The sequence below is a fragment of the Kitasatospora sp. NPDC001540 genome (assembly GCF_042894345.1).
In the GTDB taxonomy this organism is placed as follows: domain Bacteria; phylum Actinomycetota; class Actinomycetes; order Streptomycetales; family Streptomycetaceae; genus Kitasatospora; species Kitasatospora phosalacinea_C.
In genome coordinates this window covers 1-14,398 of the sequence record NZ_JBIAVO010000045.1, presented here as the reverse complement: position 1 = coordinate 14,398, position 14,398 = coordinate 1, and the positions used below count along the sequence as shown (strand labels likewise).

At 71.4% G+C, this 14,398-nt stretch carries 11 protein-coding genes and 1 pseudogene; 6 read left to right on the top strand and 6 right to left on the bottom strand.

Translation table 11 applies throughout. The features are described from left to right. Nucleotides 1–58 precede the first annotated feature (58 nt). Nucleotides 59–232: a CsbD family protein gene (locus ACFY00_RS33835; RefSeq protein ID WP_388036925.1), complete on the bottom strand. Its 174-nt coding sequence runs from the start codon at nucleotides 230–232 to the stop codon at nucleotides 59–61. Nucleotides 233–382: 150 nt separating this feature from the next. Here ACFY00_RS33835 and ACFY00_RS33830 point away from each other — a divergent pair, with 150 nt between their 5' ends. After that, entirely contained in the window at nucleotides 383–553 is a 171-nt protein-coding gene (locus ACFY00_RS33830) for a hydrophobic protein (protein ID WP_388036923.1), read from the top strand. Nucleotides 554–1,056: 503 nt separating this feature from the next. Here the strand turns inward: ACFY00_RS33830 and ACFY00_RS33825 are convergent. Continuing rightward, nucleotides 1,057–2,028: a helix-turn-helix transcriptional regulator gene (locus ACFY00_RS33825; protein WP_388036920.1), complete on the bottom strand. Its 972-nt coding sequence runs from the start codon at nucleotides 2,026–2,028 to the stop codon at nucleotides 1,057–1,059. Nucleotides 2,029–2,267: 239 nt separating this feature from the next. Between ACFY00_RS33825 and ACFY00_RS33820 the strand changes: the two genes are divergently transcribed. Both ACFY00_RS33820 and ACFY00_RS33815 read left to right on the top strand, forming a co-directional pair. Beyond that, a complete protein-coding gene (locus tag ACFY00_RS33820; protein WP_388036918.1) occupies nucleotides 2,268–6,050 on the top strand; it encodes a S8 family serine peptidase in 3,783 nt (1,260 codons plus the stop codon). A gap of 460 nt (nucleotides 6,051–6,510) precedes the next feature. After that, nucleotides 6,511–7,071 carry a hypothetical protein gene (locus ACFY00_RS33815; RefSeq protein ID WP_388036915.1) on the top strand — a complete coding sequence of 187 codons (561 nt, stop codon included), beginning with the start codon at nucleotides 6,511–6,513 and terminating at the stop codon, nucleotides 7,069–7,071. A 260-nt stretch (nucleotides 7,072–7,331) separates the two neighbouring features. Here ACFY00_RS33815 and ACFY00_RS33810 read toward each other — a convergent pair whose 3' ends face one another. Next, nucleotides 7,332–7,727 carry a cupin domain-containing protein gene (locus tag ACFY00_RS33810; protein ID WP_388036913.1) on the bottom strand — a complete coding sequence of 132 codons (396 nt, stop codon included), beginning with the start codon at nucleotides 7,725–7,727 and terminating at the stop codon, nucleotides 7,332–7,334. A gap of 52 nt (nucleotides 7,728–7,779) precedes the next feature. Here ACFY00_RS33810 and ACFY00_RS33805 point away from each other — a divergent pair, with 52 nt between their 5' ends. Continuing rightward, the gene (locus ACFY00_RS33805; protein WP_388036910.1) at nucleotides 7,780–8,772 is read left to right on the top strand and encodes a GlxA family transcriptional regulator; all 993 of its coding nucleotides are present in this window, start codon (nucleotides 7,780–7,782) and stop codon (nucleotides 8,770–8,772) included. 18 nt (nucleotides 8,773–8,790) lie between these two features. Here ACFY00_RS33805 and ACFY00_RS33800 read toward each other — a convergent pair whose 3' ends face one another. Further along, a complete protein-coding gene (locus tag ACFY00_RS33800; protein ID WP_388036907.1) occupies nucleotides 8,791–9,000 on the bottom strand; it encodes a hypothetical protein in 210 nt (69 codons plus the stop codon). A gap of 267 nt (nucleotides 9,001–9,267) precedes the next feature. Between ACFY00_RS33800 and ACFY00_RS33795 the strand changes: the two are divergent. Continuing rightward, nucleotides 9,268–9,836, top strand: a pseudogene (locus ACFY00_RS33795) (tetratricopeptide repeat protein); the annotation flags it as partial. 372 nt (nucleotides 9,837–10,208) lie between these two features. On the opposite strand, the gene ACFY00_RS33790 reads toward ACFY00_RS33795, so the two are convergent. Beyond that, a complete protein-coding gene (locus ACFY00_RS33790; RefSeq protein WP_388036904.1) occupies nucleotides 10,209–10,727 on the bottom strand; it encodes a GNAT family N-acetyltransferase in 519 nt (172 codons plus the stop codon). A 445-nt stretch (nucleotides 10,728–11,172) separates the two neighbouring features. Continuing rightward, nucleotides 11,173–12,903 (bottom strand): AIPR family protein, encoded by a 1,731-nt coding sequence (locus ACFY00_RS33785; RefSeq protein ID WP_388036902.1) that lies wholly within the window; start codon nucleotides 12,901–12,903, stop codon nucleotides 11,173–11,175. A 529-nt stretch (nucleotides 12,904–13,432) separates the two neighbouring features. On the opposite strand from ACFY00_RS33785, the gene ACFY00_RS33780 reads away from it, so the two are divergent. Then, nucleotides 13,433–14,332: an inositol monophosphatase family protein gene (locus ACFY00_RS33780; protein ID WP_388036899.1), complete on the top strand. Its 900-nt coding sequence runs from the start codon at nucleotides 13,433–13,435 to the stop codon at nucleotides 14,330–14,332. Nucleotides 14,333–14,398: the final 66 nt, after the last annotated feature.

The following is a 14,398-nucleotide window of genomic DNA, read 5'->3' as shown; positions in this document are numbered from 1 at the left end:
CCTGTGGGGCCCCATCCGGCGGCCGGGTGGGACCCCACAGCGTGACCGCTGGGGGCGGTCAGCCCTTGAAGGCGTCCTTGACGTGTTCGCCGGCCTGCTTGAGGTCGCCCTCGGTCTTGTCGGCCCTGCCCTCGGCTTGGAGGCGCTCGTTGCCGACCACCTTGCCGACGGTCTCCTCGACGGCGCCCTTGACCTTCTCGCCCAGGTTCTCGATCTTGTCGCCCGTGCTCATCGCGTCCTCCTCGTTGCCGTGTCCCTGCCCCGGTGCCCCCACCGCGGTGTCGGGATCGGCGCATGCCCGGTCCGGCCGCGCTGATGCATGTGAATATTCGGCCAGTTCAGGGGCATGCGGCGCACCGACACCGACTGCGTGGAGGTCCCCATGGTTCCCCTTCTTCTCGTCCTGCTGCTGGCCCTGCTGCTGTTCGGCGCGGGATTCGCGGTGAAGATCCTCTGGTGGGTGGCGGTCGTCGTACTGGTGGTGTGGCTGGTGGGCTTCGTCGCCCGCGGCACCAACGCCGGTGGCACCCGCGGCCGCTGGTACCGCTGGTAGTCGACGCCACGTCGGCACCGGCCGATCAGGCACGAGGCGGGGCCCGCGCATCGGCGCGGGCCCCGCTTCCGTGCGCCCGCCCCCGCCGCTGCGACCGGCAGCCGAACGAGCAGGCCCTGCGCTGACCGGCGGAGCGGGGGCTTGCAGGTGTGAGACGGCGGTTCGCGGGTCAGACGCCTTCACAGCGGGGTCGGGCAGTCTCCGCGTCCTGAACCAACGCGTCCTCCATGCCCCACCCCGCACCTCACCGCCCGCACGAGTTCAGCGGTCGGCCGCCGCCGGACCGGATCGCCGTGGCGGACCTCGCCAAGAGCTACGGGAGGACGAGGACCGGGCGCATCGTCCAGGTCGACATCCCGGACACCGACCGCCGACGCCTTCGCCTCCCGGCACAACGGCTTCGCCCCGATCCCGGTCTTCGTGGACGCCACCGGCGGCTTCCGGGTGGACGCCGAGTGCGTGGACGGCCCGCACGGGAACGCGGAGAGCCCCGGCCCGCCCGCTCAGTCCGCCCAGCCCCGCCGGTGGGCCTGCCAGCCGAGCTGGATCCGGGTGTCGGCACGGGCCAGTGACATCAGTCGGCTGATCCGGCGCTGCACGGTGCGCAGTCCGAGGCTGAGCTGTTTGGCGACGGCCGGGTCGGTGGCGCCGGAGAGCAGCAGGGCGAGGATGCGCCGGTCGGTCTCGTCTGGTTCCCCGGCCGGGACGGGGCCGACGGCCAGGTCGGAGCCGGTGCGGCCGAGCGGGTGCGCCCACTCCCAGGTCTGTTCGAACAGCGTGGTGAGTACGGTGACCAGGGCGGGGGCCCGGATCACCAGCGCCACGGGGTCGGTGGTGGAGGTGGTGAGCGGGACCAGGGCCAGCGAGCGGTCCGCGACGATCAGCTTGGTCGGCACGTTCTCCACGACCCGGACCTGTTGCTGCCGGTCCAGCGCCTCGAACAGCGGCCGTGCCGCGCCGGGTTCGTCCAGCGAACGACGCTCCAGCACCACCCGGTAGGTGACGCCGCGGGCCACTGCCGCGGTCTCCGCGCCGGTCTCGTCGGCGGCCACCACCTGGTGGCGCCCGGTCACCAGGGCCAGCAGTTCCTGTTCGGCGCCCGCCTGGAGCTGGGCGACCCGGTGGCTGATGGCGGCCCGCCCGGCCACCACTTCGATCAGGTCCCGGTGGGGCCGGTCGTTCCCGGCGGCCGCGCTGCGGTAAGCCTCGGTGAGTTTGGAGGCGGTCAGCTCGGCCTCCTGGAGGGCATGCCGCTGCCCGGTGAGCAGCGCCTCCAGGGCGACGGCCGGGGGAGCGGCGGTGAAGCGGAGGGCGGCGTCGGGGGCGACCAGGCCGCTGGCCTGGAGGAGTTCGAGCACGCCGGGGGGCAACGGGCCGCAGCGGGTGGCCAGTTCGGCCCGGGTCGCCGGGCCGTGGGCCACCAGGTGGGTGTAGACCCGCTCGGCGTGCTCGTCCAGACCTATCGCCGCCAGCACCCGCACTCCGTTCGCCGTACCGAGAACCATCCCTGCCCGGCCGCGTCCCCACCGGCCCACCGGTGTCCCGTCAGCCGGGCCCGAACCCCCGTCAGGGACTCGTCCCGCACCGTCGGTTCGCACCGGACGCACCCGGTGGCGGGTTGCCGCCGGGCGGTGATCCGCCAGCGCACATCATGACCGGTCAGCCGGGTTTTCTGCCAGGCTCACCGGCCATAGACCGACTCCTGGAGGCGTCCATGACACTGCCTGCGCGCATACGCGGCGCGATGGCACTGACGGTGGCGGGCATCCTCGCCACCGGCGCGCTCAGCACCACCGGCCAGGCGTCCGCGGCCACCCCGGCGGCGGCCTCCGCCGGACCGGCAGCTCCCGCGAGCACCCTGACCGGCCGTCAGTCCACCGCCCCGCGCACCGTCACCCTGGTCACCGGCGACCGGGTGCAGGTCACCACCGCCCCCGACGGCCGCACCGGCGTCACCGTCCTGCCGGACGAGCACGGCAACGTTCCGCTCACCTTCACCCAGCAGGAGAACGGCGACCAGTACGTCCTCCCGCAGCGCGCCTCCGCCGCCCTCGCCGCCGGCACCGTCGACCGCTCCCTGTTCAACGTCAGCTCGCTGCTGCGCCAGGGCTACGACGACCGGGGGAGCGGGACCCTCCCGCTGATCGCCGTCTACCGGGACGCCCGGGCCGCCGACGCCAGCCCGCAACTGCGCGCCCGCGCCGCCGGGACCAGGCAGCTCAAGGCCGTCGACGGCGTCGCCTTCGCCCCCGCCAAGGACACCGCCGCCCGCACCTGGGACCAGCTCGTCGGCCCGGACGGCAAGGGCCGCGACGGCCTGGCCAAGCTCTGGCTGGACCGCAAGGTCAAGACCGCGGGCGGCGCCGAGACCCGGCAGATCGGTGCCCCCGCCGCCTGGGCGGCCGGCCTCGGCGGCGACGGCGTCAAGGTCGCCGTCCTGGACACCGGCATCGACGACCAGCACCCCGACCTGGCCGGACAGGTCGACGCCCGCCGCAACTTCACCGCCGAGACGCCCGACGAGGACGTGCACGACGCCGTCGGCCACGGCACCTTCGTCGCCTCCGAGATCGCCGGCACCGGCGCCGCCTCCGGCGGCAAGGAGCGCGGCGTCGCCGACCGGGCCCGGCTGCTGGTCGGCAAGGTCCTCGACGACGGCGGCTCCGGCACCGACTCGCAGATCATCTCCGGCATGCAGTGGGCCGCCGACTCCGGCGCCGACGTCGTCTCGATGTCGCTGGGCAGCCAGGAGCCCAGCGACTGCACCGACCCGATGTCGGTGGCCGCCCAGAAGATCGCCCAGCAGTCCAAGGCGCTGTTCGTGGTCGCCGCCGGAAACCTCGGCAGCTACCAGTCCGTCAGCTCTCCGGGCTGCGCGCCCACCGTGCTCACCGTCGGCGCCGTCGACGGCAAGGACGCCACCGCGGACTTCTCCAGCCACGGCTCGGTCACCGGAACCCACACCCTCAAGCCCGAGATCGCCGCCCCCGGCGTCGACGTCAAGGGCGCCGCCGCCGGCGGCCGCGGCGTGTACGCCTACACCGCGATGTCCGGCACCTCGATGGCCACCCCGCTGGTCGCCGGCACCGCCGCCCTGGTCAAGCAGCGCCACCCCGACTGGGACGCCGCCCGGATCAAGGCCGCCCTGGTCTCCGCCGCGCTCGCCACCGTCCCCGGCGACGTCCAGCAGGTCGGCGCGGGCCGACTGCGCGCCGACGCCGCCACCACCCAGCGCGTGCTCGGCGCCCCCGCTGTCGGCTTCGGCGACTTCGCCCACCCGCAGCAGAAGTCCGACACCCGGACCGTCCGCCTCCCCTACACCAACACCGGCGACCGGCCCGTCACGCTCCGGCTCGCCGTCCAGCGCACCGACGGCGACGACGACTCCCCGGTCAAGGCCAAGGCCGTCAAGCTCGGCACCGACAAGGTCACGATCCCCGCCGGCGCCACCGTCGAAGTGCCGCTGACCCTCGACCCGACCGTCGAACTGGCCGGCGGCCAGTACGGCGACCTCACCGGCCGGGTACTGGCCACCGCCGCGGACGGCACCACCGTCTCCACCCCGTTCAACGCCTACGTCGAACCCGACACCTTCGCCGTCCGGGTCAAACTGATCGACCGCGACGGCGACCCCGCCGCCCCCGACGCCGGCAGCAGCATCACCATGGTCGACCTCGGCCAGGCCACCGGCACCCGCCAGGCCCCCGACGCCAACGGCGAGATCGTCTACCGGCTGCGCCCCGGCAGCTACTCGCTCAGCGGCTACGTGGTCACCCCGGACCGGCGCGACACCACCGGCGAAGCCTCCCCCAAGGGCGTCACCGCGCTCGCCATGCCCGAACTCCAGCTGGGCAAGGACACCGTCCTCACCCTCGACGCCCGCAGGGCCGACAAGATCGAGGTCAAGGCCGACCGGGACACCCGGGTCCGCAGCGCGGTGCTCGAACTCGGCCGCTGGTGGGGCGACAAGTGGGTCGACTCCACCGGAGTGCGCACCGGCCCGCTGCCCGTCGAACTCTCCGCCTGGGGCTCCGGCAAGGCCCGCACCGGCGGCTTCGAGTTCGGCAGCTACCTGCGCCTGGCCGCCCCCGAGGTGGTACTGCGCGGCGCCGGACTCACCCTGGAGCCGCACTACGCCCAGTACGCGGACGAGGCCCACCTGCCGGCCACCGGCAGCGCCGCCCTGACCGCCGTCGCCAGCCCCGCCGACCTGGCCGGCGCCGACCTCAAGGGCCGCCTCGCCCTCGTCCCCGACGACGGCACCTCCCAGCGCACCGTCTCCGCCGACGCCGAGAAGGCCGGCGCGGTCGGCGTCCTGACCTACCGCCAGACCCCCGGCGTCTTCGCCAAGAACGACATCAGCCTCGACGTCCCCGTCCTCCCCGTCACCGCCGACCAGGCCGCCGCCCTGCGCACCGCCCTCGGCACGGGCACCACCACCCTCACCTGGACCTCCACCCCCGACAGCCCCCACGTCTACAACCTGGCCTTCCACGACAGCGGCTCCATCGCGGGCAAGCAGGACCACACCGTCCACGACCGCGACCTCGCCACCGTCACCGAGGACTGGCACACCCTCGGCACCCCCGTCCGGATGACCGACTACACCAGCGTCGAACGCCCCTGGAACCCGTACGCGGCCCAGGCCGTCGCCCAGGGACTGGTCGCCACCCCGTCCGTCCGCGCCGCCCACTACACCGCCGACGACACCACCTGGCTGCACGACGCCCAGAGCAGCTGGCCGTTCAACGAGTTCATGCAGGACCTGCCGCGCCGCTACCAGGCCGGACAGCAGCGCACCGAACAGTGGTACCGCGGCGTGCTGCGCCCCAACGCCGGACGCGACACCGACGGCTCCCCGCTGCTGGTCGGCGAACGCCAGGCCGACCTGATCGGCGTCGACTTCACCCGTTCGCTGTGGGGCGACGGCAACGCCGACCACACCGGCTCGATGGCCTACTTCGGCGACGGCGCCGCCGTCGAACTGTTCAGCGGCGGCGAATCGCTCGGCCGTTCCTGGTTCGGCCCCTCCAACGTCTGGGAGATCCCGGCCGAGGCCCGCGACTACACCCTCGTCCTCGAACAGCAGCGGTTCTACCACCGCGACCTGTGGCAGCGCTCCACCGCCGTCCGGACCGAGTTCGGCTTCCGCTCGGCCGGCGATCCCGCCGCCTACTCGCAGTCCCTGCCGCTGCTCTTCCCCGACTACCGGCTCGACCTGGACGGCGACAACACCGCCCCCGCCGCCCCGGTCCGGATCACCCTCACCGCCACCGGCCAGCACGGCCACACCCCCGCCCCGCTGACCGGCGCCCGGCTCTCCTACTCCTACGACGGCGGCACCACCTGGACCGACGCCCCCGTCGGCCCCGACCGCACCGCCACCCTCGACCACACCGGCGCCACCGGGAAGACCGTCACCCTGCGCACCACCCTGACCGCGGCCGACGGCGCCACCGTGACCCAGACCGTCACCGACGCGTACGCCGTGCGCTGACACGCCGACACCGATGCGCGGGCACGCCGCGCGCTGACGCGCCGTCACCCCGCAGATCCGGGCGGGCCGCCAGGAGGGGCACCCCCCGGCGGCCCGCCCCGCTGCGCGGCCCGCCCGCCCCACGCTGCGCCGTTCCGCCGAGCGGCCCGGTCAGGCGGCCGGCCACCGTGCGAACCGCTCGGCCACCAGCGCGACCCACCACCGGCGCGTCGCGGGTGCCGCCCACCTCGACCACCGCGACGCCCGGTCGGCCAGGTCTTCGCCGTCGGCGCCACCGACCGGCCCGGCCTGCCGCGCGCGGTCGCCTGGAGAGTGCTCGCCCGCGCCGTCCTGCTCCTCTTCCGCCGGCCCCGCCTCGGACGCCGCCGCGGGCAAGGCTTCTGGCCCCGCCTCGGACGCCGCCGCGGGCAAGGCTTCTGGCTCCGCTTCGGAAACGGCTGGTGGTGCTGTGCTGCCGGTGGTGGTGAACGGACCGGTGGAGGGGGTGTACCTGGATCCGAGCAGGGCCGGGGACGCGCTGTCGGTGGAGCGGCCTGCCAAGGACGCCCCGCTGGAGGAGCAGATCGGTGCCAAGCTGCGCGAGGACCTCCTGCAGCGGGCCCTGGTACCCGGCAGGACCAGTGCCTCCTGCCCGAGCGGGATCAAGGTGGAGGCCGGGGTGACCAGCCTGTGCACCGTCGTCTACGAGGGCGTGGAGGTGCCGTACGGCGTGCAGATCAGCGACTCGTACGACGCGAAGCAGGGGCTGATCTCCTACACCATGAGCCCGATGAAGAACCTGCTGGTCGCCAAGGCCGTCCAGGCCAAGCTGTACCAGAACTACGGCCCGGACTCCGGCCGCTCGGACACCAGCAAGCTGGCCTGCCAGGAGATGCCCGCGGTCGCGGCCTACGACTCCGGGGTGGACACCGACTTCACCTGCCAGTACTGGAGCCCGCACGCCGCGAACGGCAAGCCCGGCTACACCACGCTGAAGGTGGTCATGCGCGGGAGCGGCTTCCAGTTCAAGCCGGTCAGCTGATCCGCCCGCCCGCGCCGGTGGACCCTGCGCAGAGGGTCCACCGGCGCGGCGGGGCGTCACTCGGCGTGCGGGCGGGCGGGTTGTGCAGGTGCTGGCGGCGACGTCGGACGCTGCCAGGACGGCATGAGGACCGGATCGGGGCGCTCGACCTGGTCCTCAACCCGCTCGTGCTGTTCAACTTTCGCCGGGCAGCCGGCGAACGTAACCGACCCGGCGGCAGGCTGATGCCATGGGCGATGGCGTGTTCGAAGCCTGCCGGGTCAGGTACTGAGTGGGTGTCCGGTTGTCGAGTCGACGTGCTCCGGGATCTCGTCGTGGCGATCGCCTACGGACGGTGTCCCGGTGGGCTCGAACATGAGGATGGCGGCGCCGGACGGAGCGTGCGGCTTGTGCTCCGTGCCTCGGGGGACGGTGAAGACCGCCCCCTGCGGGAGCAGGACCGTGCGCTCCCCGTCGGGCTCGCGCAGGGAGATGCGCAGCTCGCCGTCGAGTACCAGGAAGAACTCGTCGGTGTCGTCGTGCACGTGCCAGATGTGTTCGCCCTCGACCTTGGCGATGCGGACGTCATAGTTGTTGACGCGCGTGACGATGCGGGGGCTCCACAAGGCGTCGAAGGAGGCCAGGGCCTTGCCGAGGGGAATGGGTTCGCTGCTCATGGGCTCATCCTGAGCCGTTTCGCACGGCCGCCGTGAGTGCTAGGAATCGCACATGGCGAAAGAATCCTCGCACACAGCTCGCGCGGCGGGCATCCACCGGGTCGTCGTGATCGTGGACGAGAACTCGAACCCCTTCGAGCTGGGCTGCGCGATCGAGGTCTTCGGTCTGCGCCGACCGGAGATCGGCCGTGATCTCTACGACTTCAGGCTCTGTTCGCCCGAGCCCAGCACCCTGATGCGAGACGGATTCTTCACGCTCACGGGGGTCGTCGACCTGGAAGCGGCCGACGCGGCGGACACCTTGATCGTCCCCAACCGGCCGGACATCGAAGTGCCCCGCCGTCCCGCCGTGCTCGATGCCGTCCGCCGGGCACACGCCCGCGGTGCGCGCCTGGTCGGCTTCTGCAGCGGCGCCTTCACACTGGCCGAGGCCGGGGTCCTCGACGGGCGCCGGGCCGCCGTGCACTGGCAATGGGCGGATTCCTTCCGGACCCGTTACCCCTCTGTCCAGCTCGAAGCAGACGTGCTGTTCGTGGATGACGATGACATCCTCACCGCGGCAGGCAGTGCAGCCGCGCTCGATCTCGGGCTGCATGTGGTCCGTCGCGACCACGGCGCCGAGGTCGCCAACTCCGTGAGCCGGCGGCTGGTCTTCGCGGCGCACCGGGACGGTGGGCAACGGCAGTTCGTGAAGCGTCCCATGCCCGACCTACCGGACGAATCCTTGGCACCCGTCCTGGCCTGGGCTCAGGAACGGCTGGACTCACCGCTCACCGTGTCCGGCCTCGCGGCGCGTGCGGCGGTCAGTCCGGCGACGCTGCACCGCCGCTTCCAGGCACAACTGGGCACGACGCCGCTGGCATGGCTGACGGGGGAACGGCTCGCTCTGGCGTGCCGGTTGATCGAGCGAGGCGAATCCCGGTTCGAAGTGGTCGCACGGCGCAGCGGACTCGGCACAGCTGCCAATCTGCGCACGCTGATGCGCCGGGAGACCGGCATCACACCGTCCGCGTACAAGCGCCGGTTCGGGCCGGAGGCGAACTGACGGCGGGCCTTCCCTCTGCTACCGCGCCAACTCGTCGGCGAAGGGGAGCTGTTTGCCCTTCTCCCGCCGCACCGGGGCCAGCTCGGCCGCCCACTCGACCCCGGCCCGGCCCAGCAGATGGAGCTGCTCCACGCTGAGTTTCGCCCGCCGGGTCTTCTGGTTGGACAGCCACGCACCCAAGCCCAACAGCACCGTCTCCACCGCGCCGTCCTCGGTCCCCGAGGGCACCTCCAGCGGCTCCTTGCGGGCCCGGGGCACCCGCAACGTGCCCCTCGCGCTCCGCGAAGGTGCGCAGGGCCTCCAGGTGCTGGGCGAAGCGGTCCGCCCGCCCCTTCACCGGCCGGGTTGCCCGCTCCGCTCGCCGCCGCCTCGGCGGCCAACTCCTGGTCCTCCTCGATCCCCAGCGCCAGCAGCAGCTCCCGCTGCTCCTCGGCCAGGCCCGCCCAACCGCCGCGCTGCGCCCGCACCCAGCGCCCGATCGCCTCGCCCTCGAAGCCGGACAATCTCGCCGAACTCGCCCGGCTCTGCGCCCAACTGCCACTGGCCCTGCGCATCGCCGCCGAGCCCGCCGCCAGCTTCCCCACAGGGGACTGGACGACCTGATCGCCGACCTACGGGACGAGTCCGTCCTGTGGGACGCCCTGAGCGTGGGAGACGACGAGGAATCCGACGCCGTCCGCACGGTGTTCGCCTGGTCCTACCGGGCCCTGCCCGACCAGGTCGCCCGCCTCTTCCGCTTCCTGGGTCTGCACCCCGGCCCCGAGTTCGGGCTCCACGCCGCCGCCCTCGCCCAACTGACCACCAGCCGCACTCGCCAACTCCTGGACTCCCTGGTCGGCGCCCACCTCGTCGAACAGACGACACCAGACCGCTACCAGTTCCACGACCTCCTGCGCGCGTACGCCACCGACCAGGCCCAGCACGAAGAACCACCCAACGAACGGCAGGCCGCGCTGCGCCGTCTGCTGGACTGGTACTTGCACACCGCCGACGCCGCCCAGAACCGGATCAGCCCCACCGAAGCCCACCTGCCGCTTGCACCGCCGGCGGATACAGTCAGCCCAGCCCCACGGTGTCCTGGCACCCGAGCTGTGCGGGAGGCCCCACTTTCATGCCCAGCCGACCAGAGGACCACCCAACCGAGGCGGCAGACTCGAACTCACGATCACCACGCTCGATTGAGCAACGGCTAACTTGATCTTTAACCTGTGCGGCGTGGGCGAGGGCGCTCTTCCGTCGACGATCCCGTGTCGGCCGAAGGCTTCTGCCCCCAACTCGAGCGGCCTTTCCAGTGGAACGCGTCGGCAATTGACGTCAAAACACGCGCAAGGCGCTCCCGCAGTCGTTCCGGACGCCACGCCCGGCTGAGTCCGGGGCGTCCCGGTCGCCCCCGGACCGACGTGCTCCCGGACCTCCCGTCGCCCACCGGGGCCCGGTCACACCCGCAGCTCCAGGAACTGGCCGGGCCAGGGGCGGCCGGCCTGGTCGACCGTGAAGCCATCGGTGGGGGTGAAGCCGAGGCGTTCGTACTGGCCGACCAAGCGGCGGTCGTCGCCCGCGTAACAGTCCACCCGCAGCACGGCGCGGCCCTGGCGGCGGGTCTCCTCGACCGCGTCGGCGACCAACGCGGCACCGACGCCGGAGCCGGAGTGCTCGCGGGAGGTGACCAGCAGACGCAGGTACAGCTCCGGTTCGGCGATCGGGGTGGCGTACGCGGGGACGAGCTCGGAGAGCACGCAGGCGCCGAGCAGGGTGCCGTCCGCGCTCTCGGCGAGCCGGGGCAGGAAGCCCTCGGTGAAGTAGTTGCGCACGTGCTCGACCCGTCCGGGAACCGAGCTGAACGGCCGGTCGCCCCACTGGCCGGTGCGGCCGAGCGAGGAGAGCCAGGCCACGGCCTCGTCGAGCAGGCGGATGACTTCGGGGACGTCGTCGGCGGTACCGGTGCGGATCTTCATGCCCCCGGTCTACCAGGTCACCGAGGAAGGCACGAGGCCTTTCGCACCCGAACCCACCCGGCCCAGTGAGCCCCCAGGACACCGCGCCCGGCCCGCACCGCGCCCTCCAGGGCACCGCTTCCGGCAGGGCCCGCCGCCCCCGGCCGGATGGCATGGCCGCAGGCCGCACCGACACCCCGACGGCAGTGCCGTGACCCACCGCCGACCGCGTCACCGCCACCCCTGACGGAGTCGAGGTCCACGCCCCACGGCCCGCCCCGAACTACGCGTGGACACCTGCGGTGACGCTTCGACCTCCCGCGCCCGGTAGGGCCGCCCGAACCGCTGCTGTCGAAGCTCGGTCACACGCGATCACCCCAGAGCCTCCTCAACCGTGGATCCCGGTTGAGGAGGCAGCCCTCGCCCGATCGGCGCGTGGCGCCGGACCGGGCCACTTGACCTGGGATCAGTTGGTGATGTGGTACCGGCTCTGCCCGATGACGGTTTGGCGCAGGCGGGTGGTGAAGTCGGCGCTGCGGGCGATGCGGTCGACGCCGCCGGCTTTGTTCTGCCGCAACGCCGCTTTGAAGACGCCGTCAAGGGTGGCGGCCATGCGTTCCATCAGTTCGTTGTCGAGGTGGGCCAGGTCGATGTTGAGCAGATCGCGGGTGGTGGGTTGGCGTAGCCGGGTGAGGGTGTGGGCGGACATGCAGGCCATCGGGTACAGCCAGTTCTCGACCGTCTCGCCCAGCAGCGGCCGGTCTTGGGCGTAGTCGGTGAGGAAACGGCGCAGCGTGGTGTGAACGTCCAGGCTCAGCCGGTAGAGGTCCAGGTCGAGCCTGGCTGAAAAGATCTTGGTGTAGTGGGCGTCTTCCAGGAGTAGGGCCTCGGAGTGCTTGAGCGCGGTGTGGGGCTCGCGCAGCGCGAAGGCGGTGAACTCGCGGGCGAGGCGGGCCATGCTGACGACCTGGTCGAGCGGGAAACCGAGGTTGCGGTAGTAGCCGGCGCGCCGCTCGTAGTAGTAGCCGCCGTCGTGGATGAGGCTCTCCTCGATGTCCTTTTGGATCGGTTCGGTCGCCCTCAGTGCTCCGGCGGGCAGCTGGGTCTGGCTGTTGGTGGCCCGGATGATGCGGTCGCGTGCGGTACCGGACCCTGGCGCGACGACGATCTTGACCAACAGGGAGCGGTCGCGGTGCTGCCCGCCGGACTCGATGTAGCTGTAGACCTCGTGGCTGGTCTGCAGGCCGTTGACGATCTGCGGCTCCCTGACGACGATCTTCTTGCCCACGATCTGGGCGGCGTCCGCGACGACCGTAACCCCGTTGTTGAACCACCAGAAGTCCTCGCCTGTACCGGACTTCAGCGTTTCGGAGATCGCCTTGTTGACCGCGGTGGAGCCTGCGTAGTCGCGCACGTTCGACTCGAACAGCTCCAGGCGCAGGGCCTGGTTCTTCGTCGTGATGAAGCGGTAGTACTCGTCCAGTCGGGCCAGGCACACGTACCCCTCGCCCAGCGAGGTGCCCATCGGTGCCTCCGAGAAGACCAACTCGGCCACCGCCTTCGCGCCGCGCGCGGTACGCTCGCGCAGGTCGGCGGCGTTCAGGTACTCGATCGCCGCGGAGGCGCCCGACGTGATCTTCGCGAGTTCTCCGCGGAGCCGGTCACCCTTCGACTTCACGTTCGGGTGTGGGCCCTCGGCAGCCGTGCATGCGTAGATCACCCGCACCGACAGCTCCGGGAAGGACGACGCCGACTCCTCCAGCACGTGCAGGAACCGGCGGGTGCGCTCCAGGAGCTTCGCATTGGTGTGGGCTGTCATCTCCTCCTCCACCCGGCCCATATCCAGCAGCGTCGGCAGGTGGAAGTGAAGCTTCTCGAAGACCGTCTCCTGGTAACCCGGGGAGGTCTTCGCCTGCAGGATGACCAGGTCGATCCTGCTCGCACGTGCGGTCAGGTACTGATAGGCGTCAGCCGTCACGTACCGGCCGTCGACGAACGACCAGATGCCGTCCACCCCGCAGTCGTGGGCGCCGTCGACGATCCCGTCCATGATCTCGTCGTTGTCGAGGTCCCATTCCTGCAGGGCCTTGTCGGCGGTGAAGAAGGTGAAGAAGTCCTCCCGGCTCTTGTGCGGCGCCAGTCGCCGGTGCTGGTCATCGAGAATGCGGTCCAGCAGGCGCTGGTCGTTGCTCTGCACGGGTGCCACGTGCCCCCCTGGTCGGTACATGTGCGAGAAGCGTTCATCGTCCCAGCACAGATACCCGCTCACCACCCGCACGTCAGGAACGCCCTTTCAGCCATGGTGATTTGAGGCCTTTGCGTGGAGCGGTGGCGGAGCCGCGAGCGCGCCGGTGCGTGCTGGGAGCGCAGCACTACGGCGTGCGCGCTCCCGGCGCGCACGCCCCGTGAGCCTGGCACCGGTGGCCGTCTCGCAGGGCGCGCCATCAACGTCTTCCCCACGGCGCGGTGGCGAAGGAACCGGATGCACAGCCGAGGCGATCGCCGCATCACCCACTGCGGTGGCCAGTCCGCGTCGCCGCGGCGACGACCACCTGGAGGGTCCGGGAACGCCAGTCTCTCCCCCCAGACAGGGAGCCCACCACGGGTCGGGGCCACGGCTGTCAATTCCGCATCGAACACGGGAGGACCAGGACGTTTCCGCCAGGGAAGACTGACTTGACGTCAGATATTCGTGATCAGCCGCTGGGAGCCGGGCGGGGTTGTCCATGGACGCGTTGTGGAACGACCTCGAGGCGCGACTTCTGCCGCTCTTCAGGGACTATCGGAGCCGGCTGGCCGACTTGCCGGTCGAGGTCAAGGCGGACCGTACGTTGCTTACCGAGGCTGACATCGCAGTGCAGTCGCTGATCATCCAGCAGATCCGCAGCTACGAGCCTGATGCCGTGATCATCGCGGAGGAGGATGAACGGACGACGGTTCGTGAGGAGGTGGCTCAGTCGAACGGACGGGTCTGGGTGATCGATCCGATCGACGGTACAGCGGAGTTCGTACGCCAGGGACACAAGGAGTTCTGCTCGGTCGTCTGCCTGCTGGAGGACTGGCAGCCCTCCGCAGCCTTCATCCTGGCTCCGGAGCTCGGGGCCGGCGGAACCCCGTTGCTTGTCACTGCCGATGTCTCCTCGCGATCGGTGAGGTTGAATGGCCACCCAGTACCGCCACCGACGGCCACCGGGCACTGGATCTCCGCGACTCGAAGCGCAGGAAGTCCGGTACGCGAGTTCGACTCTGCTGCCGAGCAGTCCGGCTATCGGCTCAAGGTGCGTACGACCTCGCAGAGCGTGGACATGTTGCGCACGGCCGTCGACCTCAGCGGTGTCACTGATCCGGTGCTGCCACCATTCGACCTCTTTTGGCGGCGGAGTCAGAAGCTGTGGGACGGCGTTGCGGGAATCGCGATCGGTACTGCCCTCGGACTGCGAAGCGCAGATGAGGAGGGCAAGCCGCTGCCGCTCGGGCCAGGCTTCCTGAGTGCGCCGACACCGACCTTTGGATCCACGGTCATAGGGCACCCGGAGGCGGTGGCGTGGTTCCTGGACGTGGTGCGCGCAAGAGGCAGAACAGCACCCACGTCCTCTCAGCTTGGCGTTTATCCTCGTCGGCTTTGATGTTCCTTGATCGAGTCGGCTCGTTTGGCCGTCTTGCCGACGTTGTGGCGTGGGGCCCGTTGCTTG

Bases quoted from the DNA above. Each gene is read 5' to 3' on its own strand.
- ACFY00_RS33805 (WP_388036910.1), top strand. From the start codon at position 7,780: ATGGCGAAAGAATCCTCGCACACAGCTCGCGCGGCGGGCATCCACCGG.
- ACFY00_RS33790 (WP_388036904.1), bottom strand. From the start codon at position 10,727: ATGAAGATCCGCACCGGTACCGCCGACGACGTCCCCGAAGTCATCCGC.
- ACFY00_RS33820 (WP_388036918.1), top strand. From the start codon at position 2,268: ATGACACTGCCTGCGCGCATACGCGGCGCGATGGCACTGACGGTGGCG.
- ACFY00_RS33835 (WP_388036925.1), bottom strand. From the start codon at position 232: ATGAGCACGGGCGACAAGATCGAGAACCTGGGCGAGAAGGTCAAGGGC.
- ACFY00_RS33780 (WP_388036899.1), top strand. From the start codon at position 13,433: ATGGACGCGTTGTGGAACGACCTCGAGGCGCGACTTCTGCCGCTCTTC.
- ACFY00_RS33830 (WP_388036923.1), top strand. From the start codon at position 383: ATGGTTCCCCTTCTTCTCGTCCTGCTGCTGGCCCTGCTGCTGTTCGGC.
- ACFY00_RS33810 (WP_388036913.1), bottom strand. From the start codon at position 7,727: ATGAGCAGCGAACCCATTCCCCTCGGCAAGGCCCTGGCCTCCTTCGAC.